The 20,091-nt window shown below is 65.4% G+C and carries 17 protein-coding genes and 1 pseudogene; 5 read left to right on the forward strand and 13 right to left on the reverse strand.

Annotated features, from left to right (window positions below; genetic code table 11):
* Positions 1 to 30 precede the first annotated feature (30 nt).
* A complete protein-coding gene (locus AC1DTF_RS03470; protein WP_477473039.1) occupies positions 31 to 969 on the forward strand; it encodes a LysR family transcriptional regulator in 939 nt (312 codons plus the stop codon).
* Positions 970 to 1,012: 43 nt separating this feature from the next.
* On the opposite strand, the gene AC1DTF_RS03475 is transcribed toward AC1DTF_RS03470, so the two are convergent.
* Positions 1,013 to 2,125 carry a Vgb family protein gene (locus tag AC1DTF_RS03475; protein WP_477473040.1) on the reverse strand — a complete coding sequence of 371 codons (1,113 nt, stop codon included), beginning with the start codon at positions 2,123 to 2,125 and terminating at the stop codon, positions 1,013 to 1,015.
* A 157-nt stretch (positions 2,126 to 2,282) separates the two neighbouring features.
* On the opposite strand from AC1DTF_RS03475, the gene AC1DTF_RS03480 reads away from it, so the two are divergent.
* On the forward strand, positions 2,283 to 4,457 hold the full coding sequence (locus tag AC1DTF_RS03480; protein WP_477473041.1) for a glutamine synthetase III family protein: 2,175 nt from the start codon (positions 2,283 to 2,285) through the stop codon (positions 4,455 to 4,457).
* A gap of 184 nt (positions 4,458 to 4,641) precedes the next feature.
* On the opposite strand, the gene AC1DTF_RS03485 is transcribed toward AC1DTF_RS03480, so the two are convergent.
* The gene (locus AC1DTF_RS03485; RefSeq protein ID WP_477473042.1) at positions 4,642 to 6,279 is read right to left on the reverse strand and encodes a fatty acyl-AMP ligase; all 1,638 of its coding nucleotides are present in this window, start codon (positions 6,277 to 6,279) and stop codon (positions 4,642 to 4,644) included.
* 246 nt (positions 6,280 to 6,525) lie between these two features.
* On the opposite strand from AC1DTF_RS03485, the gene AC1DTF_RS03490 reads away from it, so the two are divergent.
* Positions 6,526 to 7,683, forward strand: a complete 1,158-nt coding sequence (locus tag AC1DTF_RS03490) for a Gfo/Idh/MocA family protein (RefSeq protein ID WP_477473043.1) — start codon at positions 6,526 to 6,528, stop codon at positions 7,681 to 7,683.
* 3 nt (positions 7,684 to 7,686) lie between these two features.
* Here the strand turns inward: AC1DTF_RS03490 and AC1DTF_RS03495 are convergent, their stop codons facing one another.
* A complete protein-coding gene (locus AC1DTF_RS03495) occupies positions 7,687 to 7,974 on the reverse strand; it encodes a hypothetical protein (protein WP_477473044.1) in 288 nt (95 codons plus the stop codon).
* A gap of 447 nt (positions 7,975 to 8,421) precedes the next feature.
* Here AC1DTF_RS03495 and AC1DTF_RS03500 point away from each other — a divergent pair.
* A pseudogene (locus AC1DTF_RS03500) lies at positions 8,422 to 8,547 on the forward strand (flavin reductase); the annotation flags it as partial.
* A gap of 59 nt (positions 8,548 to 8,606) precedes the next feature.
* On the opposite strand, the gene AC1DTF_RS03505 reads toward AC1DTF_RS03500, so the two are convergent.
* The 6 genes from AC1DTF_RS03505 to AC1DTF_RS03530 form a co-directional block, all read right to left on the reverse strand.
* Positions 8,607 to 9,092, reverse strand: coding sequence for an acyl-CoA thioesterase (locus tag AC1DTF_RS03505; RefSeq protein ID WP_477473045.1), 486 nt, complete (start codon positions 9,090 to 9,092; stop codon positions 8,607 to 8,609).
* Positions 9,093 to 9,333: 241 nt separating this feature from the next.
* Entirely contained in the window at positions 9,334 to 10,902 is a 1,569-nt protein-coding gene (locus tag AC1DTF_RS03510; protein WP_477473099.1) for a diflavin oxidoreductase, read from the reverse strand.
* A gap of 89 nt (positions 10,903 to 10,991) precedes the next feature.
* Positions 10,992 to 12,251: a cytochrome P450 gene (locus AC1DTF_RS03515; RefSeq protein ID WP_477473046.1), complete on the reverse strand. Its 1,260-nt coding sequence runs from the start codon at positions 12,249 to 12,251 to the stop codon at positions 10,992 to 10,994.
* A gap of 10 nt (positions 12,252 to 12,261) precedes the next feature.
* Positions 12,262 to 13,710, reverse strand: coding sequence for an aldehyde dehydrogenase (locus tag AC1DTF_RS03520; RefSeq protein ID WP_477473047.1), 1,449 nt, complete (start codon positions 13,708 to 13,710; stop codon positions 12,262 to 12,264).
* Positions 13,711 to 13,728: 18 nt separating this feature from the next.
* Positions 13,729 to 14,829, reverse strand: coding sequence for an NAD(P)-dependent alcohol dehydrogenase (locus AC1DTF_RS03525; protein ID WP_477473048.1), 1,101 nt, complete (start codon positions 14,827 to 14,829; stop codon positions 13,729 to 13,731).
* The gene (locus tag AC1DTF_RS03530) at positions 14,826 to 16,421 is read right to left on the reverse strand and encodes an acyl-CoA synthetase (RefSeq protein ID WP_477473049.1); all 1,596 of its coding nucleotides are present in this window, start codon (positions 16,419 to 16,421) and stop codon (positions 14,826 to 14,828) included. Before AC1DTF_RS03530 ends, AC1DTF_RS03525 begins: the two co-directional genes overlap by 4 nt.
* A gap of 138 nt (positions 16,422 to 16,559) precedes the next feature.
* Between AC1DTF_RS03530 and AC1DTF_RS03535 the strand changes: the two genes are divergently transcribed.
* Positions 16,560 to 17,204 (forward strand): TetR/AcrR family transcriptional regulator, encoded by a 645-nt coding sequence (locus tag AC1DTF_RS03535; protein ID WP_477473050.1) that lies wholly within the window; start codon positions 16,560 to 16,562, stop codon positions 17,202 to 17,204.
* Positions 17,205 to 17,574: 370 nt separating this feature from the next.
* Here AC1DTF_RS03535 and AC1DTF_RS03540 read toward each other — a convergent pair whose 3' ends face one another.
* The 4 genes from AC1DTF_RS03540 to AC1DTF_RS03555 all read right to left on the reverse strand — a co-directional run bounded on the left by AC1DTF_RS03540 (position 17,575) and on the right by AC1DTF_RS03555 (position 20,042).
* Positions 17,575 to 17,799, reverse strand: coding sequence for a hypothetical protein (locus AC1DTF_RS03540; protein WP_477473051.1), 225 nt, complete (start codon positions 17,797 to 17,799; stop codon positions 17,575 to 17,577).
* A gap of 272 nt (positions 17,800 to 18,071) precedes the next feature.
* Positions 18,072 to 18,401 carry a cupin domain-containing protein gene (locus AC1DTF_RS03545; RefSeq protein WP_477473052.1) on the reverse strand — a complete coding sequence of 110 codons (330 nt, stop codon included), beginning with the start codon at positions 18,399 to 18,401 and terminating at the stop codon, positions 18,072 to 18,074.
* Between the two features lie 49 nt (positions 18,402 to 18,450).
* Positions 18,451 to 19,539: an LLM class flavin-dependent oxidoreductase gene (locus tag AC1DTF_RS03550; protein ID WP_477473053.1), complete on the reverse strand. Its 1,089-nt coding sequence runs from the start codon at positions 19,537 to 19,539 to the stop codon at positions 18,451 to 18,453.
* Entirely contained in the window at positions 19,536 to 20,042 is a 507-nt protein-coding gene (locus AC1DTF_RS03555; RefSeq protein WP_477473054.1) for a flavin reductase family protein, read from the reverse strand. The genes AC1DTF_RS03550 and AC1DTF_RS03555 overlap by 4 nt, the downstream gene beginning before the upstream one ends.
* Between the last annotated feature and the right edge of the window lie 49 nt (positions 20,043 to 20,091).

Consider the following 20,091-nt stretch of genomic DNA (forward strand, 5'->3'; position numbering starts at 1 on the left):
TTCACATGCAGTGATAGACGGTGTCTATTGATGGCAAGTGACGTCCTCCTCCAGCACCTGGACTACCTGCTGGCGCTCGCGGCCGAACGACACTTCGGCCGGGCCGCCGCGCGCTGTCATGTCAGCCAACCGACGCTGTCGGTCGCGATCCGCCGGCTGGAGAAGGATCTCGGCATCGTCATCGTGCAACGCGGGCACCGCTTCGAGGGGTTCACCGAAGAAGGGCGCCGCGTCGTCACCTGGGCGCAGCGCATCATCGCCGAACGCGATGAGATGCTCGCCGATCTGGAACGCATGCGGGGCCGGCTGACGGTCACCGCCCGGCTGGGCGCCATCCCCACCGCGGTTCCCGCCAGCCCCTTCATCACCACCGAGTTCCTGCGCCGCAACCCGGCCGCCTCGGTGCGCATCGAGGCGCTGTCCTCCCGGGAGATCGCGCGCCAGCTCGCCGATTTCGAAATCGACGCCGGATTGACCTACCTCGATGACGAAGCGCCGCCGGGGACGCGGTCGGTCGAGCTGTACCGCGAGCAGTACGTCCTGGTGGCCCCGGCCGACAGCCGGTTGATGGGCGAACCGGAAGTGGCCTGGTCGGACGCGGCGGCGCTGGAGCTGTGTGTGCTGACGACCACGATGCGTAATCGGCGCATCCTGGACGCCAACATGGCCGCCGAGGGAGTCCAGTACCGCCCCGTCGTGGAGGCGGCGTCGGTCGATGCGCTCTATGCCCACCTTGCGCATTCGCGTCGCGCGACCATCGCGTCCACGGCGTGGCTGCCGCAGCTCGGTGTGCCGACGGGTTTCGCCGCCCGGCCGATGGTTCAGCACGGTCCCCGGCCGGCGATCGGACTCGTGGTGCTGGACCGGGCGCCGGCGTCCATTGTCGCGGCCGCCCTCGTCGAGGTCGCCGGGGATGTGGACTTCGGGAGCCACATCGACAGCGCGTGGGATGCCGCCCGGCTCGGGTAGATCACGGTCCGCGTGACGGTTGAAACTGAAGTGGCGCAGGTGGTTACCGGGCAGCGGGGTACCCGGGATCCACGATCTGGAGCACGCCTGCCGTCACGCCGGCGATGAAGAGCCGTCCGGTATTCCCGTCGACCCCGAGAGTGTAGGGATTCTGGACGGTCGCGATGCGCTCCACCTCACGCGGAGTCGGCTGCGCCATGTCATAGCCGACCACCTCATTGGTTCCCGAGGACGCCACCCAGAGCCGGTCGCGGGTCGCGTCGTACGCGATCCCATAGGGTCCGCCGGGCTGGGCGATCTCGGCGATCTGGCGGGGCGCGGTGTCGAACACCCGGATCGCATCGCCCCGTGTATCGGCAGCGATGTACCGACCGTGCTTGTCGGCCACGAGGTGGGTCGGTCCCCGACCCGCCGGGGTCGATCCTCTGATCGTCAGCGTGTCGGCGTCGAACACCGTCACGTCGTTCGTGCGGACGTCCAGCATTCCCATCAGGTTTCCGACGGGAGCCATACCCGCGGGCTGGACGCTGCCGGTGAAGACCTTGACGATGTCCTCGCCGCGCAGGACGGCCACGGTACCGCCGAGTTCGTTGGCGACAAAGACCGTGCCGTTGGGCGCTTCGGAGGCATCGTGCGGAACCGTGCCCGTGATGATCTGCGGTTCGGCGCGTCCGCCGGGCAGGTCCACCCGCACCAGGGCATTGGCGCTCTCGACCGGAACCAGCACCGGGCCACCGGGCCTGGCGAGCTGCAGATGCCGGACGAATCCGGGTAGTGGGACGCGCTTCGTGACGGCGCCGGTGTCGGCGTCGAGCAGGACGAGTTCGTGGGGGTTGCGTTTGGCCACCGCAACGGTGCGGGTCTTCGCGTCGACCACGACACCCTCGGGCGCATCGCCGACGGGGACCTGCCTTCCGGGCGGCCCCGGCCCCGGTGCGGGCGCTCGCTGCGGCTCGGCGGGCGGCGGCAGATCGTCGACGGGCGGGCGGGTGCCCTCGGTCGGGACGCCGGCCGGCAGTAGGCCGGTGGTGGTTGCCGTCTCTGCGTGGGTGGTGCCGGTCGGGCCGGACTCCTGCGCAGGTTGCGCGCAGCTCGCGACCGTCAGCACCAGCGCCAAGGCGAAGAAACGGAATCGCATGGTTGACGGGCTACCCATCTCAGCGACTCTGACCCACCGGTTTGCCGCGTCGCCGTCCGGGCGACCCGCATTCCGCTGTTGACGCCGGCGTAACAAGTTCGGCATCCATTGTTCCTATCGTTGGCCGGTCAACGTCCGTCGAGTAGCTGGCGGACCGCAGTGCAAAGGAATTCCATTGAGCGCAAATGCTGTCCGCCTCCAGGCGATCACCAATGTCGAAGGCTACGTACCGCCGGCCATCAGCTTCGACCCCACCGAGGCGCCTGGCGAGATCTTCGGCGCGAACGTGTTCACCAAGGCCGAGATGCAGCTGCGGTTGCCGAAGTCGGTGTACAAGTCCGTCGTCGCGACCATCGAGAAGGGCGCCACGCTCGACCCGGCGGTCGCCGATTCGGTCGCCTCGGTGATGAAGGACTGGGCCCTGTCCAAGGGCGCGACCCACTACGCGCATGTCTTCTATCCGATGACGGGTCTGACCGCCGAGAAGCACGACAGCTTCCTTGAGCCGGTCTCCGACGGTCAGACGCTGGCCGAGTTCGCCGGTAAGACTCTGATCCAGGGCGAGCCCGACGCCTCCAGCTTCCCGTCGGGCGGGCTGCGCAGTACGTTCGAGGCGCGCGGCTACACCGGTTGGGATGTCACCAGCCCGGCCTACATCCTGGAGAACCCGAACGGAAACACGCTGTGCATCCCGACGGTGTTCGTGTCGATGACCGGCGAGGCGCTGGACTACAAGACGCCGTTGCTGCGCAGCCAGCAGGCCATGGGCGCGCAGGCCGAACGCATCCTGAAGTTGTTCGGGCACAAGGATTTCGACAACATCGTGTCGTTCTGCGGGCCGGAGCAGGAGTACTTCCTGGTCGATCGGCACTTCTTCCTGTCGCGGCCCGACCTGATCAATGCCGGCCGCACCCTCTTCGGCGCGAAGCCGCCCAAGGGCCAGGAGTTCGACGACCACTACTTCGGCGCCATTCCCGACCGGGTGCTGGGCTTCATGATGGACACCGAGCGTGAGCTGTTCAAGCTCGGTATCCCGGCCAAGACCCGGCACAACGAGGTCGCCCCCGGGCAGTTCGAGATCGCGCCGATGTTCGAGCGGGCCAACATCGCCGCCGACCATCAGCAGCTGCTGATGACGACGTTCAAGACGATCGCCAAGAAACACGGTATGGAGTGCCTGTTCCACGAGAAGCCGTTCGCCGGCGTCAACGGCTCCGGCAAGCACGTCAACTTCTCGCTCGGCAACTCGCAGTTCGGCAGCCTGCTGGTGCCCGGCGACACCCCGCACGAGAACGCGCAGTTCCTGGTCTTCTGCGCCGCCGTCATCCGCGCGGTGCACAAGTTCTCCGGCCTGCTGCGGGTCTCGGTGGCATCGGCCACCAACGATCACCGTCTCGGCGCGAACGAGGCGCCGCCGGCGATCATCTCGATCTTCCTCGGCGATCAGCTGGCCGATGTGTTCGAGCAGATCGCCAAGGGTGCCGCGACCTCGTCGAAGGGCAAGGGCACCATGATGATCGGTGTCGACACTCTGCCGCACCTGCCGACCGACCCGGGCGACCGGAACCGCACCAGCCCGTTCGCGTTCACCGGTAACCGGTTCGAGTTCCGGGCACCGGGTTCGGGTCAGACCATCAACGTGCCGATGATCATCCTGAACACGATCATGGCGGACTCGCTGGACTACATGGCCACCTGGCTGGAGAAGTCGGTCGGCGAGGGCGAGGACTTCGATGTCGCGGTGCAGAAGTTGCTCACCGAGATCATCACCGAACACGGAGCCGTGGTCTTCAACGGCGACGGCTATTCGGAGAATTGGCAGATCGAAGCCGCCGAGCGTGGGCTGCCGAACCTCAAGACCACACTGGATGCGATCCCGGAGCTGGTGAAGCCGGAAGCCATCGAGGTGTTCGAGAAGTATGGCGTGTTCAGCGAGCGGGAGCTGGAGAGCCGCGTCGAGGTCCGCTACGAGACATACGCGCTCACCGTCGCCGTCGAGGCCAAGCTGGCACTGGAGATCGGCTCGACCGTGATCCTGCCTGCGGCGCTGCGGTACCAGACCGAACTGGCCCAGAACGTCGCGACGCTCAAGGCCGCCGGCGTCGAGCCGGATCTCTCGCTGCTGAAGATGGTCTCCGAACCCATCGGTGCGCTCACCGCAGCGTTGGCCACGCTCAAGGAGGGGCTGTCGCATCACGCCGACAGTGCCACCGAGGAAGCCGAGCACGCCCAGTCGGCGCTGCTGCCCGCGATGGACGCCGTGCGCGTTGCGGCAGACACACTGGAAAGCATTGTGGCCGATGATCTCTGGCCGCTACCCACCTATCAGGAGATGCTCTACATCCTCTGACGGTGACCTGGAGCCGCCCCGGCGGCGACATCGGACATCGCCGGGTGCGGGGGACAGGCCCGCCCGGGGCCTCTGGTGACCTCAGCCCCCGCGCCCGGCGATCAGGTCTGTCTTCCGCGAGCGTGCGTGTCTGTGTGGGACACGCCGCTCGCGGAGGCCATTCCGCGCACGCTCGCGCAGGCGTTCAGCCCACGAGTGCCGCAGACGAGGCCCGGCGCAGCTTGCCGGACGGCGTCTTGGGGATCAACCCCGGTCCCAGCACCACCACGTTGCGTGGCCGCATGTCGACCTCGGTGACCACCTCGTGCGCGACGTCATGCTTGATCCGGCGGACCTCGTCGTCGTCGTCGAAATCGTTGGATTCGATGACGATGGCGAACGATTCACGGGAATCCCCGGCATCCAGCCGCACCGCGACCGCGCCGCCCGGCCGCACGCYCCGCACCCGGCCGGCGGCKCGTTCGATATCGGTGGGGTAGATGTTGCGGCCCGCCATGATGATGACGTCCTTGACACGGCCGCACACCACCAGATTGCCGGTCTCGGTGAGATACCCGAGATCGCCGGTGTCGTACCAGCCTTGGGCATTGCGGGCTTCGACGAACCCGCCCTTGGTGATGTAGCCGCTCGTCACCGGCCCGCCACGAAGTTCGATCACGCCGACACCACGCGCGGCCAGCAGGTCACCGTTCTCGCCGATGATGCGGGCCTCCAATCCGTCCAGCAAGGGGCCGAGGCAGGCCAGCCGGGTGGTTCTGCTGCCCTTGTTCGCCGGGACCGCCTGTCCCAGGGCGGCCAGTAGGTCGCTGTCGACCTCGTCGACCACGAGCCCTCCGCCGCACTCCGAGAACGACACTGCGACAGTGGTTTCGGCCATTCCATAGGCCGGCAGTACCGCGTCCGGGCGCAGTCCGAACGGTTTGCCCACCGCGATCAGTTCTTCGACGTCCGCCGGCTCCACGTGCTCGGCGCCGGACAGTGCCCAGCGCAGGGTGGAGAGGTCGAAGTCGCCGACTTTCGCTTGTCTGGCCAGCCGTTTGGCGAGCAGCGCGTAGGCGAAGTTGGGTGCCGCGGTCATCGTCCCCGCGTACTTGTCGATGAGCTTGGGCCAGAGCAGGATGTCGGTGAGAAAGTCCATCGGCGTGATCTTGACCAGTTCGGCCCCGAAATACATCGGCACCGTGAGGAATCCGGTCATGCCCATGTCGTGGAACAGCGGCAACCAGCTCACGATCACATCGGTGTCGGTGTTCACGTCGGCCCCGACGAACATCGCATCGGCGTTCGCGACGAGGTTGTCGTGGGTGATCTGAACCGCCTTCGGTGACCCGGTCGAGCCGGACGTCAACTGCAGCAGCGCGATGTCGTCACCGGTGGTGCGGGTCGGTCCGATGCCCTCGGCGGCGAGCAGTTCGGTCACCGTCAGCACCGTGACGCCGTGTTCCTCCAAGATGGGAACGGCGGCCATGAAGGGATCGGAGACGATGACGGTCCGCGCCGCGATCATGTCGATGACGCTGATGGTGTCGATGGCCCAGGACACCAGATCGGTCCGGGGTGTCGGCTGGTGCAGCATCGTGATGCTGGCGCCGCGCATCCACAGTCCTTGCGCGGTGGGGGCGATCTCCACCGGCGCGCCCGCCAGCACGCCGACCGCGTCGCCGTGCCCGACACCCGCGGCGGCCAGGCCGCCGGCCACTCGGCGTGCACGATCGTGGACTTCGCGCCAGGTATGGCGGACCGGGCAGTGCGGTTCGCCCGTCACCATCCCGTTGACGCTCCACTGAGCGTTCGCACACATGTTTTCCGTAAAGCGGCTCACGACAATCCTCCGGATCAGGGCGCAAATCCCGAGGTCCGGGGGATCGGCGTATGCCAGCTAGCCGGAATTCTAGTGCCAAGTCCCGGTGTGGGGGCGTCGACGAGCGGGAAAACGGCCGCGGATTTCACTCGCCTGGCGCGTCTGTGGGTACCTCTTCGCGCTCGCTGAGCCCCAGTTCAGAGCATTTGTCCTGACGTTCGCACAAATGCTGGACAGCCGCGGTGCCCGGTCGCTACGCTCACCGGGGTGAGCAACTTCCCCGTCGGGATCATCGGTTTCGGGTGGATGGGCCGCGTGCACGCGCAGGCCTATGCGCGGCTGCGTCATCACTATCCGAACGTGCCCGCTCCGCAACTCATCGCGATCGCCGACGAGGTGCCGGGCCGGGCCGAGGAGGCCGCGCAGCAGTTCGGCGCCGCCGCCGCGCACACCGAATGGAAGACGCTCATCGACGACCCGGCGATCCGTGCGGTGAGCGTGACCGCGCCGAACTTCCTGCACCGCGAGATCGGTACCGCCGTCGTCGACGCGGGCAAGCACCTCTGGATCGAGAAGCCGGTGGGCCTCGACGTCGATGATGCGCTGGCCGTTGCACAGGCCGCCGATGCGCGTGGTGTCCAGACCACGGTCGGATTCAACTACCGCAATGCGCCGGCGGTGGCCGCTGCGCGGCAACTCATCTCCGACGGAGAACTCGGCACCATCACCCACGCCCGCTTCTATTTCCTCAGCGACTATGCCGCCCATCCCGACGGCGCACTGAGCTGGCGGTTCCAGCGCTCGCGGGGTGGCAACGGAGTGCTCGGTGACCTGGCCTCGCACGCCGTCGATTTGGTGCGCTACCTGCTGGGCGAGGTCGATGCCGTCGTCGCCGACACCGCAACATTCATTGCGCAACGGCCCGAACCGGACGGCGCTACTTCGGGCCATCAACTCGCCGGCGGTGGCGTGCGCGGCGACGTCGAGAACGAGGACTATGTGACGGCTCAGCTGCGCCTGGCCTCCGGTGCCCGCTGCGGTGTTGAGGCCAGCCGGGTGTCGGTGGGCGAGCAGAACGCCTACGGATTCGAAATCCACGGCACCGCAGGTGTCGTCGCATGGGACTTCCGCCGAATCGGCGAGTTGCGGGTCGGCGCCGGATCGACGTTCCAGGATCAGTCGGTGACGACGCGGTTCGTCGGGCCTGGCGACGGTGAGTACGCGGCTTTCCAACCCGGGTCGGCCATGGCCATGGGTTACGACGAGCTCAAGGTCATCGAGGCGCACCGGTTCCTGCGGTCGGTCCAGACGGGATCGGCTGTCGGCGCGACCATCTGGGATGCCGTCGCGGCTGCGCAGGTCATTGAGGCGATCACCGCGTCGGTACGCACCGGATCGTGGGTCCGTCCTCGCGTCCTTAGTTGAGACTCAGCCGATCTGCCTGCGGATCTCGTCGGCAACCTCCAGCGTCGCGATCGCGTACCGCAACGGATGGATCTCGGACTCGGGCCGCGGCGGGTCGCCGCCCGTGCGGCCACGAACAATGAGGTTCTCTGTCAGCTCAACTGGGGCGTTTCCCTGGCTGATGTTGGCCGTGCCGGATGTGCGTTTAACCCAGATCGGACGACTGGTCGCAGCTGAGTTCACCGACCCAACCCGGTTGACCGCGTTGGGTGTGAATCGGTTGATCGCTTCGCTGCAGTCCGCGATGTGCACTTACGCCGTCCGGTCGCCGAGCATCTCGTCGCTGCAGCCAAGGATTCCATTTGCGACTCAGCGGCGGCTCGTTGCTTACTCGCCAAGGACGGGGCTTTGTTGGCTGACTTTGGTTCCCTCACCAGCATTGCCGCGACTGAACTGGCTCGGCTTTTGCCATTGCGCCCGTTTAACACCCTGATCTCAGTACCGGGCTGGGGTGTAGTCCGTGCCTCCAACTACGCCGCAGGCCTCGGCGATCCCGCACGGTGTCGGGGACCCAAAACAGATCTATCGCGCGTCGGGGCTGTCTCCGATGCAGTACGAGCCCGTCTAACATCGTCGAGAGGGTTCAGTCACCGTGGCGCTGGATCGAGCTTTGATCGATCTCGGTATCGGATTGTGGCTCATCGAACCCCCGGCTAAGTCCCACGCCCACGGGCTCAAGTACCGCGCAAGCGCGGGAGTAATCACACCTTGCATATCGGTCGCGTCGAGCGGCTGTGGTACGACGATGGTTGTCCGCTCGTCTTTTACACCGGCAGCTTCCGGTCGTTGGAACTTCTGGGACGCGACGACCCCTGGGGCTTCTGACAACAGCCAGGCTTCCACTGTGACGGACGGCGCATAGTGGCCTGTTAGGGCCGGCGGCGTCAGATCGACGTACGTAGCTTCAGAGATTCAAGCACGTGACGCTTCTCGACCGGAATGGGCGTGGGACCGGAGTCAGCAACCAGCACCAGGGTCGTGTCACAGGTGCTGACGCAGTTGCTGCCGATGAACAGCGCTGAGCATGCGACGAGGGAACTCGTGCCGATGCGCCCGACAGCCACCGCCGAGGTGATCGTGGCCGGCCAATGCGATTCCGCCAGGAAGTGCACCACATTTTGGGCGCTGACCAGACGTGACAGACCGTCCTCGGTGTAAATGTCGGGGAAGACGTGCCGGTTCAGTCGCGCGCGGATGTCCTCGTGCAAGGTCTCCAGGGCAAGGTTGTTGAGGTGGCCGTTGACGTCCATATCGGCATAGCGTGCCTCAACCTGCAGCGTCATCGGATATGCATCTATTCGGCGGCGTTGCGGCGGGGGCTTCGGGGCAGTGTGCATCACCTGCTGCACACGTTCTTCGTCGGTGCTCATCTGCACATCATATCGTTGTGCGGGATGGCATAGGACGACGTGTTTGCAAGCGCTTCAATGGATCTCATCATTGTGGTGTCCTGGGGTAGCGGTCGGGACAAGGCTTGGCTGATCGCCCGGGTGCGCAGTACGTCCTAGGTGCCCCGCCTTCGATTGCTCTCAGTGGGCGCGGGCGAGGTGACGTCGGGCAGGCAGAGAATGGGCGGCCGGACAACACTGTCCGCCAGCGTATTTGGGTCATTTAGTATACGTCGCGCAGGTAGCGACCCCCTCTGATGAGGGCGTTCACGTAAGCGTGGGCCGCGGGCGCATCCATGCCGCCGGCGCCTTCTACGATGCGGTGCAGCGCAGAGTCGACGTCCTTGGCCATCCGGTCGGCATTCCCACAGACATAGAGGTGGGCACCGTCCTGTAGCCAGCTGAAGATCTCATCGGCATGCCGACACATGCGATGCTGCACATAGGTTTTTGACTCACCGCCCTGGTCGCGGGAGAACGCGAGGTCCAGTCTGGTCAGAGTGCGGGATCTGCGGAACTCGTCGATCTCATCCCGGTAGAGGAAGTCGTCATCGCGGGTACGGTCACCGAAGAACAGCCACGATTGGCCGGTCGCGCTGCGGGCTTGCCGTTCCTGCAGAAAGCCCCGGAACGGCGCGATGCCGGTGCCAGGTCCGATCATGATGATGGGAACGTCATCGGCAGGAAGCCGAAACGTGTGGTTGGGGCGCAACTGGATACGCGCGGTCCGGCATCGGTCGGCCAGGAATGTCGAGGCCACCCCGCCGTGCAGGCGGTCCCCGCAGCGGTAGCGCACCGATGAGATGGTGAGGTGTGCGTGGTCGGGATGCATCAGGGGGCTCGACGATATCGAGTAGTCACGCGGTTGCAGCGGCCGCAGGGTGGAGATGAAATCGTCGACACCGACGGACGCGACCCGGATGAGCTCCAGAACGTCACCGCCTCGGTTCAAGGGTCTGGGAGTCACCCGAGTTCGGCTGGACACCAGCGTAATCAGATCACGAGATGGTGTACGTATCTCGGCATGCTCGGTCAGCACCACCTGCATCGGCTGGTCGTATCCGGGCACCGGCATGTCCGGGTCCGCGCTCAGCGTCGACATGATCGCATCGACCAGTCGGGGATCATTGTGTGGCTGTACCGCCAGCGAATCACCGGCTTGGTAAGTTATTCCGGTGCCGGAGAGGTCGATCTCGTAGTGGCAGACCTCTTTGGTCGAGTTGGGTGAAGTCAGGCGCCGCGTTGCGGCCAGCGGGGCACTCGCCTGCTCGTCGAGCCTGGTGCGTGCCGCTCCCGTGCTCACCGCTACAACCCCGGCGGAAGGCCGTTCGGTATCACGTGTCAGGAATTCGAGCACCTGTTCGGCCCAGGCCGCCGACGTTGCCAGATAGTCACCGCCGTCGATGTCGATGCGGTCGAGAATTCGAGTGGCGCCGAGCTTCTCTAATTGTGTGTCAAGAAGTCTGCCGGCGTTGCAGAAGAAGTTGTAAGTGGAGTCGCCGAGTGCGAGCACCGCGTAGTGCAGGCCGCTCAGGGACTGTGTGCAGGACTGCAGTTCCTCCCAGAACACCGCGGCGTTGTGGGGAAACTCGCCATCCCCCGATGTCGAGGTCACCGCGATGAAGTGGCTGGCACTGCCGAGCTGGGTCACGTCGACACCGTTGAGTTCGACCGCCACGGTCGGCAGGCCCGCGGCCTCGGCGTTCTCGGCGAATGTCAGAGCTGCGTCCTCGGCGTTGCCCATCTCGCTGCCGAACCCGATGACAAGGGAGGTCGACATCTGGTCGATCACCATTTCTCTTGTTGGCTGATCGGTTGATCAGGTGTTGGGCGCGGCAGCCACCGCACACTGTGCGGTGGCCGCCGCAGGTCTGGGTTTCCCTAGAACGTRCAGGGCATCCTGCGGATGGCGTGCACGAAGTTGCCCGGAACGTATGAAGGTTCGCCGGCTTCGATCCTGGGCAGCTGGGTGAGCAATTCCTCGAACAATGCACGCAACTGTGCCCGTGCGACATGCGCACCCAGACACAGGTGGATTCCGCCGCCACCGAACCCGTGGTGGGGATTGGGGTTTCGGCTCAGATCCAGCTGATCGGGCCGGTCGAATACTTCGGTGTCGAAGTTGCCCGAAGAGTAGAACATTACGACCTTCTCACCGGCCCGGATCTGCTGGTCGCCAAGTTGGGTGTCCTCGGCGGCGGTGCGCCGGAAGGTCATCACGGGGGAGGCGTAGCGGACGAACTCCTCGGCCGCGGTGCCGATTCGGTTGGCGAAATCGTCTGCGAGCCAGGCTTTCTGGTCAGAGAAGTCGGTCAGCGCCTTCATGGCGTGGCTGGCCGTCTGGCGGGTGGTGTCGTTACCGGCGACGGCCAGCAGCACGAAGAACGCTGAGATCTCGGCGTCGGTCAGTCGTTGACCGTCGATCTCAGCCTGCACCAGATCGGTGAACAGATCGTCACCCGGGTTCTTGCGCCGGTCTGCTGCCAGCGCCTGGGCAACCGTGTGCAGGTAGGTCTGGCCCTCCAGCAGCATCTCCAGCGGGTGTCGGCCGTTCAGGAACACCGGGTCGGCCCACGACACCAACGCGTCCGCGGCATGCGCCACGGCTTGGCGCTCCGACTCCGGGATGCCCACCATGTCCGACAACGTCCGGATCGGTAGCTGCTTGGCGCACAGTTCGACGAAATCGGCGCCGCTGCCGGCGGTGGCCAGTTCACCGACAATCTCGCGGGCGTTGGCCTTGATCTGATCCTCGATGCGGCGCACCTGACGCGGGGTGAAGGCCGACGCCACCAGTCTGCGGATCTGGGTGTGCCGCGGCGGGTCCATGGCCAGGAAGGACTGGGAGGCCTCCAGCATGTCCTCGGGCACGCTCTCGAACAGCACACCCCTGCCGGAGATGAACACGTCGCTCAGGCGGCTGACCTGTGCGATGTCGGCATGCCGCGTCACTGCCCAGAACCCGGGGTCATCTGGGACGGTCAGCAGCGCATCCTCGACGGGCGGATGCCAACTGATCGGGCGGTTGCTGCGGAGCTGGGCGAAGGTGAGCTCACGCTCGCGTGCGGTGCCCGCCCAGAAAGCGCGTGAGGAGACATCGAGTTGGTCGTAGGGACGTGCAGTGACGGGGGCTGTACTCATCAGGTGACTCCTAGCGGATGTAGATCGACTTGAGGTTGACGTAGGCGTCGAGCCCTTCGGGGCCGAGTTCGCGGCCGAGACCGCTCGACTTGGTACCGCCGAACGGCGCGCCGATGTCCAGGTCGAAGTAGTTGACGCCGATGCTGCCGGTCTGCACGCGTCGGGCGACATCAAGGCCGGCCTCGGGGTCGTTGGTCCACACGGTGCCGCCGAGCCCGTACTCGGAATCGTTGGCGATGGATACGGCCTCATTGAGTCCGGCATAGGGGATGACCGTCAGCACAGGGCCGAAGATCTCCTCTCGGGCCAATCGTGTGTGGTTGTGGACCCGGCCGAACACCGTCGGCGCGACGTACCAGCCCTGCTCGGGAAGCGGTCCAGTGGTACCGGCGTGGATCAGAGCGCTGTCTGCTGATCCTTCGTTGATAAAGTCCTGCACTCGATCTCGTTGCCGGCTGCTCACCAGCGGGCCGACTTGGACGCGCTGATCCAGCGGATCGCCGACCGTCAGACCGGACACCATTGCGGCGAGCGCGTCGAAGATCTCGTCATGACGGTGTGCCGGGACCAGCACCCGGGTCGATAGGTAGCAGGTCTGGCCGTTGTTGAGCAGCGAGGCCATGGCCAGCCCCGTGACCAGTTCCGGGATCTCGGCATCGTCGAGGACGATCGCCGCGGATTTTCCGCCCAGCTCCAGCGTCACGGGCCGGAGAAGCTCACCACAGGTCTTCCCGATGGCACGCCCCACCGGGGTCGATCCGGTGAACGCGACCTTGTCGACGCCGGGATGCGCGGCAAGGTACCCGCCCACCTCGCCGCCGCCGGTGACCACATTGAGCACACCCGCGGGCAGGCCGGCGCGTTCGGCGGCCTCGGCGAGCATGAACGCATCGAGGGTGGTCTCCGGCGCGGGTTTGAGCACCACCGTGCAACCCGCCGCCAAAGCCGGCGCCAGCTTGAACATGGTAAGGATCTGCGGGAAGTTCCACGGCACGATCATCGCCACTACACCGACGGGTTCGCGCCGCACCACGGTCGTCCCGCCGCCGTCGATACGTTCTCGGCGTTGCTCGGCGGGGATGGTGCGCGAGAGGGCGGCGTAGTAGCGCAGCAGCCCCACCGGTCCGTCGCCCTCGGCGAACTGCGCCACCGCGATGGGCATGCCGTTCTGCCGGGTGGTCAGTTCCGCGCGTTCGGCGCTGACCTTGTCCAGCTCGTCGGCCAGACGTTCGAGATGGTCGGCACGCTGGGAACCGCTGAGCGCGGACCACTCCGGGCCGTTGAGTGCGGTGCGGGCTGCGTCCACCGCGGCGTCGACGTCGAGTGGTGCCGCGGCCGGGGCGCTGCCGACATGCTGGTGGTCGGCGGGGGAGCTGACAGTGATCAACTCCCCCGGGGATGACGTTGTGCGCCAGGCGCCGTCGATGTAGAGATGCCGATAGTCATGTCTGGTGGCCATTTTTCGGGTCCTTCGAGATCAAGTGCCGGGCAGCAGGACGGGCTTGATGACTCGACCGGACAGCGAGTCGGTCTCGGCATCGTTTATGGCTTCGAACGGATAGGTCTTGATCAGCCGGTCGAACGGGAAGCGCCCCTGCTTCCACAGAGCCAGCAGTTTCGGTATCAGTAGGCTCGGAGTCGCGTCGCCCTCCAGAATTCCGGTGACGGTGCGGCCGACGGCCAAAGCCATCGGATCGAGGACCAGATCGCCCAGCTGTGCGCCGACCAGACCGCAGACGCCGGTGGGCCGCAGGCTCTCCACGGCGGTGACGATCACCGCAGGCACGCCGGTGGTGTCCAGCGCGTACTGCGTTCCGTCACCGGAAACATCGATGATGGCGTCGCGCACCGCACGGGTGTCCGCGCCGTTGACGGTATGGGTGGCACCGCACTGCTCGGCCACTTGGAGGCGGGAGTCGTGCAGATCCACGGCGATGATGGAGGTGGCACCGGATGCGGCGGCCGCCATCACGGCGCTGAGCCCGACCGCGCCGGCACCGAATACCGCGATCGAGTCCCCGGTACCGACCTTGAGTGAGTTGAACACCGCTCCGGCGCCGGTGAGGAACCCGCACCCCAGCGGTCCGAGTAGTTCCAGCGGCAGCTCCGGGTCCACCTTGACGGCGTTCTGCGCTGCGATATTGACATGCGTGGCGAACGAGGACTGACCGAACCAGCGTGCGGCGATGGGGTTACCGTCGGCGTCGGCGACGGCCGACGGTGCGCCGTCGCCGACGCCGCTGAGGTTCAGCTGGAAAAAGGTGGCGCAGTAGGCCGGATGGCCGGCGCGGCAGTTCAGGCACAAGCGGCAGGAATCGAAGGACAACACCACGTGGTCGCCGACCTCCAGTTCCGTGACACCCTCGCCGACCGCGTCCACGACGCCAGAGCCTTCGTGGCCCGCGATCAGCGGTGGGCCGACGGTCAGTCCCGGCACCCGCGGCAGGGTGTCGGTGTGGCACATGCCGACACCGACCACCCGGACCCGGACCTGCTGTGAGCCCGGTTCGGCGAGTTCGATATCTTCGATCGCGTACGGCGCGTCGTGGCCGCGAAGCACGGCGGCGGCAATCTTCATGACGTTACCTTCCTTGTGGTCGTCACAGTGACGGTGGTGGCACCCGAGATCTGCTGGGCCAACTGAGTTTTGGCAAGCTTTCCAGTGGGCGTCCGGGGAAGCTGCTGGACGAATGAGTACGCCCCGGGGAGTTTGAACCTTGCGACGCGGCCGCGCAGGAAATCGGTGAGTTCGGCCGCCAACTGTTCGGCGGGTGTGTCTACGGCCGGGATGACGACACCGTGCACCGATTCGCCCATTTCGTCGTCGGGCACACCGATCACGGCGACATCGACGACGCTGGGATGCAGGGCCAGCGCGTTCTCGATCTCCTGGGGATAGATGTTGACCCCGCCGGAGATGATCATGAATCCACGTCTGTCAGTGAGGAAGAGGTAGCCGTCCGCGTCCAGGTAGCCCAGATCGCCGGTCGTGCTCCAATTCGGATGCCGAGGGTGCAGGGCTTTTGCCGTCTTCTCCGGGTCGCCGTGGTAGCAGAACGGTTGATCGTCGCGCTCGAAGTACACCGAGCCAATCTCGCCGGCGGGCAGCTCGTTGCCATCGTCATCGCAGATGTGCAGCACGCCGACCCCGGCGCGTCCGACCGAACCCGGCCGCTGCACCCACTCCGCGCTGCTGATGAAGGTGACCCCGTTGCCTTCGGTGGACGAATAGTATTCCTGCAGAATGGGTCCCCACCAGTCGATCATCGCCTGCTTGACGTCGACCGGGCACGGGGCGGCGGCGTGCACCGCCACCTTCATGGAGCTCAGGTCGTAGCGAGCCCGGGTCTGTGCGGGCAGTTTCAGCATCCGGATGAACATCGTGGGCACCCATTGGCTGTGTGTGACGCGGTACCGCTGGATGGCTGCCAGCGCCGGCTCCGGCTCGAACTTCGGCATGAGCACCACGGTGCCGCCGAGGGCTTGCACCACTGCGCCCAAACGCAACGGGGCGGCGTGATACACCGGCGCCGGTGACAGATACACCGAGTCCTGGTCGAATCCGTATGCCGTGCCGAACAACTGGGTGTACAGATCGCCAGGCTCATCGACCTGATGAGTGGGGAGCTTCGGTTTGATGCCCTTGGGCCTTCCTGTGGTCCCTGAGGAATAGAGCATGTCGCTGCCCCGCGGCTGGTCGGGCAGCGGCGTCGGGGAGATGCCGGCCAGCTCGGCCTCGTAGGAGGCGAAGCCGTCGATGGACCCGCCGAACGCCAGTCGGTCCGAGACCCGATCGGGGTCGATCGGCAGCTGCTCGACCACCTCGCGCAGGCGAGCCGAGGCGACGAGGGCCCGGGCCCCGCAGTCCTCGACGATGTACGCCGCCTCGGACGGCGCCAGGTGCCAGTTGACCGCAGTGATGTACAGCCCGGACCGCTGCGCCGCCCAGTAGACCTCGAAGGCCACCGGGTCGTTATCGGTGAGCAAGGCGACATGATCGCCGGGACGCAGACCCCGGTCATGCCAGCGCCGCGCAAGTTGTATCGACCGCCGGTCGAGCTGCCGATAGCTCACGGATTGGCCGCTAGCCGCGTCGATGACAGCTGGCTTGTCGCCGAACGCCTCAACGTAGTCACCGGGAAAGTACCCCGTCACCGTCCTGCTTGACATTGCGCAGATCCCTTCCGCGGAGACACGTGGCCTGTGTCACAATCAGTGTGGCTAGACGGTATGTCTAAGCACGGTGTTGAGTCAAGTTTGGGGTGCGCTCTCGATTACGCTTGTGGAGCCATTCAGGAAGGGGGATGCATGCCGTCACTAACGCGAAAGACGTTGAGCAGCCGCGCTCAGCGCAAGACCGAGATCGAACAGGCGCTCTTGGTGGCGACCGAGCGGCTCATGAATGCTGGGTCGTCGTTCACCGAGATCAGCGTGGATCGGCTCGCTACTGAGGCCGGCGTGTCGCGAGCGACGTTCTACATCTACTTCGAAGACAAGGGTCACCTGTTGCGATTGCTGGCGCAGCAGGTGTTCGAGGAACTCTCGGATGCCGCGCGGCGCTGGTGGGACCACGCCGATCGCCGCGACCCACAGGACACGCTCGAGGCGATGCGGGCGATCGTCGCAACCTATCGCCGCCATCAGGTGCTGATCGCCGCCGTCATTGAGATGGCCGCCTACGACGCCGAGGTCGCGGCGACCTACGACACCATTTTCGATGGGATCATCGCCAACGTGGTGGCGTTGATCGAGGCGGGGCGCGTTGCAGGGGTGATCCGTGAACTGCATGTCGAGCACACGGCCGCGGCGCTGACCTGGATGGTAGAGCGGGCGTGTCACCAGGCCTTCAGGCGAACGCTGAGTCCCACCGATGACGAGGCGCTTGCGCACTCGCTGATGCAGATCGTCTGGGCGAGCCTGTATCTGGAGCACCCCTCGGGGCCGTCGGCATGACTCTGCGAATCCTGTTCTGCCCGTAAGTCATTGGTGACCTGCCTGGCCGTCGACGCTACCGGGACCCGCTCCCGCTCGGCGAAGGTGGAGCCGCAACCTGTCGCGGATGAGGTGACGTACCTGCTGGGCAACGGCGGGCGCGCTGGGTCAGGGGTGCGGCGATGAACCTGACGGGCGGCCTCTGGCGAGGTCGTTGACGCGGCCCGCGCGGCGTTGGACGCCTGACGAACTCGCTCATCGATCCGGAGTGAGCCGGCGGATGGTGTCGTGAGCAGGCGACGTTCTTGAACGGCAACGCCGATCCAGTAGCCGAAAGGAGATAGGGGTACGGGCCGACGGGGGTATTCGTTGCTGACCGGCTGGCCAGCGCTCACAGATGATCGTGGTCCGCACCTTGCCGAACTCTGCCGTCCTCGTGCTGATCAAGATCGCCGCCAACTTGGCCCTGCACACCAGAAAATGAAGTTCTCCAACAACTTTGGGTGTTGAGCGCGGCGCGCACTTCATGTCCAAGTGTTTTGGGGAAGGAGATCCCGCGGCGATGGGGCTTGCCGGGTTCGTCGGGACCGTGACCGACCGCTTCGACAAGCGGCATGGAGTTCCTTCTGGGCGGAACTATAGCTAGAGCAGCTTCTACCCGAAGTGGGACACCGCCATCGAGTTGGCCGCCGCGCTGGACGACTACGTCGACAGCTTCTGCAACATGGAACGCCGACACAGCGTTCTCTCTGTGACCTCGGCCCCACAGAGTTCGAGACCCGCTGTTCCGTCTGTCTATTCGATCACTCAACTCGCATGACCACGGCTCCGAACAGCAGGGGACAGATCGGGTGCGGTGCGCCCTCTTGGGCGCACCGCACCAATCGTTCAACTGTTGATGACGAAGACCTTGCGGAGAGTCTCGTGGACTGTCCAGGTGGCGATTTCGCCGGCGTCGATCAGGACGAGGTCGCCGGCGGCGACATCGACGCTGTCTCCACTCTGGCCCGTCACCGTGGCTTTACCAGCGAGGATCACCACGGTCTCCTGGCCAGGGAGGTTGGCGTGGGTGCCCGGTTCGGCCTGCCACACACCGTGGAACTGAGTCTCCCCGCCGTTGGTGTACAACCGCTGGGCACGCACCGCGGCGTCACTGTCGGGCCGGGGCTTGTCTTCCAACACGAGCGTCAACGGATCGTACTTGCGTATTGTTGTCATTTGCTTCTCTCCTTTGGTCGGGCATTGTCAGATCGTTATGCGGGACAGCTCATTTGCCGGTCAGGTGGGTCAGGGCGGGGCGGACCTTGGTGCCCATCAGCTCGAAGCTGCGGCGGTACACATCAGGCTCGTTGTAATACTCGTGAGTGAAGGTGACCATGCTGCCGAACCCGCCGACCTTCTGGTAAAGATCCTCGATCTTGCCGATCACCGTGTCCGGGGACCCGACGATGAGGAAGTTCTCCACCATCCACTCGATGGAAAGGTCTTCGGGGGCGATCGTTCCGCCTGAGATCAGGTCGCCGATGTGGAGCTTGTGGACGAAAGTGGGGATGTTGTATTCGCCCCACAGCTTGCCGAGTGCGCCGTTGTAGACCCGGTCGAGGGCTTCGTCGTCGGTCTCAGCGACGAAGTAGTCACGGCAAATGCGCCAGTCGGCACGAGACGCGGTGCGGCCAGCGGCGCCGGCAGCTTTCGAGTAGGCGTCCCAGTGCTGGATGAGGACGGACTCGTGAACCTGCTGACTCATTGGTATCGCTCCCCGACGTCCGGCTTCGGTCAGTGACGGTGAAGAGGGCTGCATGCCGGTGATCATCAGGGGGATGCCCTGCTCCTGAAGCGGCTTGAGATGCGGCCCGGCGATGTTGGAGTCGTATTCGGGCATGTCGACGGAGAAGAACTCGCCTTCGATCCGGAACGGTCCAGTTCGGGTCCAGATCGCCTCGATGATGTCGAGCGCCTCGATGAGCATCTTCGGGTTGTTCTTGCCGGTTCCGAAGAGTTGTGCGTCGCTAGGGTAGGCCCCCGGCGCGACGCCGGCGATGTACCGCCCACCGGTCATATGGTCGAGCCACATCATGCGGTGTGCCAGACCCACTGGATTGTGATACGGCAGCAGATGTGCTGCCGCACCGAGGGTGATGTTGGAGGTGAGTTGTGATGCCGCGGCGATCATCTGGTCGGGGGCCGGGGACGGTTCGTCGCCGAGGGTGTAGTGCTCGGCGAAAAATGCCTCATCGAGTCCGTATTCGTCGGCCCACTTGGTGATCTGCAGATCCCAGTCGATGACTTGGCGGGCTGTTCGCTTCCCAGCAGAATAGCCGAGGGCGTAAGGGATGTTGAAAACTCCGAATTTCACTGGGCCAGTGTCCTTTCGACTTCGGTATGACAACTCGCGGTCAGGCGGAGAAATCCCGACCGATGGAAAACCAGGGGTGCTGTGGCGTGATGGTCGTGCGGTGAGACCTGGGCTCCGAGGACGTTGGCCACCACGATCGTGTGATCGCCGCCGTCGTACTCGGCCTCGGTGCGGCAGTTGATCCAAGCTGCGGCCCCGTCGAGATGCGGAGCGCCGGAGTGCGCATCGGTGGTGTAGCTGACGCCGTCGAACTTATCGACTCCGCTCTTGGCAAACTGGCGGGCCAGTCCTGATTGGTGCTCGGTAAGTACGTTGACCACGAAGTGTCTGGCGTCGGCGATCCGAGGCCAACTGGTCGACGTCGCGGCAACCGATAAGAGCACCAAGGGCGGATCGATGGACAACGACAGGAAGGATTGCAGGGTCATTCCCACTGGATCGGAATCCACTGTGGCCGTCACAATTACGACGCCGGTTGGGAAGTGTCCGAGAACTGACCGCATCGTCGACCGGTCGATGGGTGAAGTAGCTGGTGTGTCCATGGAACGCCAT

The organism is Mycobacterium sp. P4_H6 (assembly GCF_056400845.1).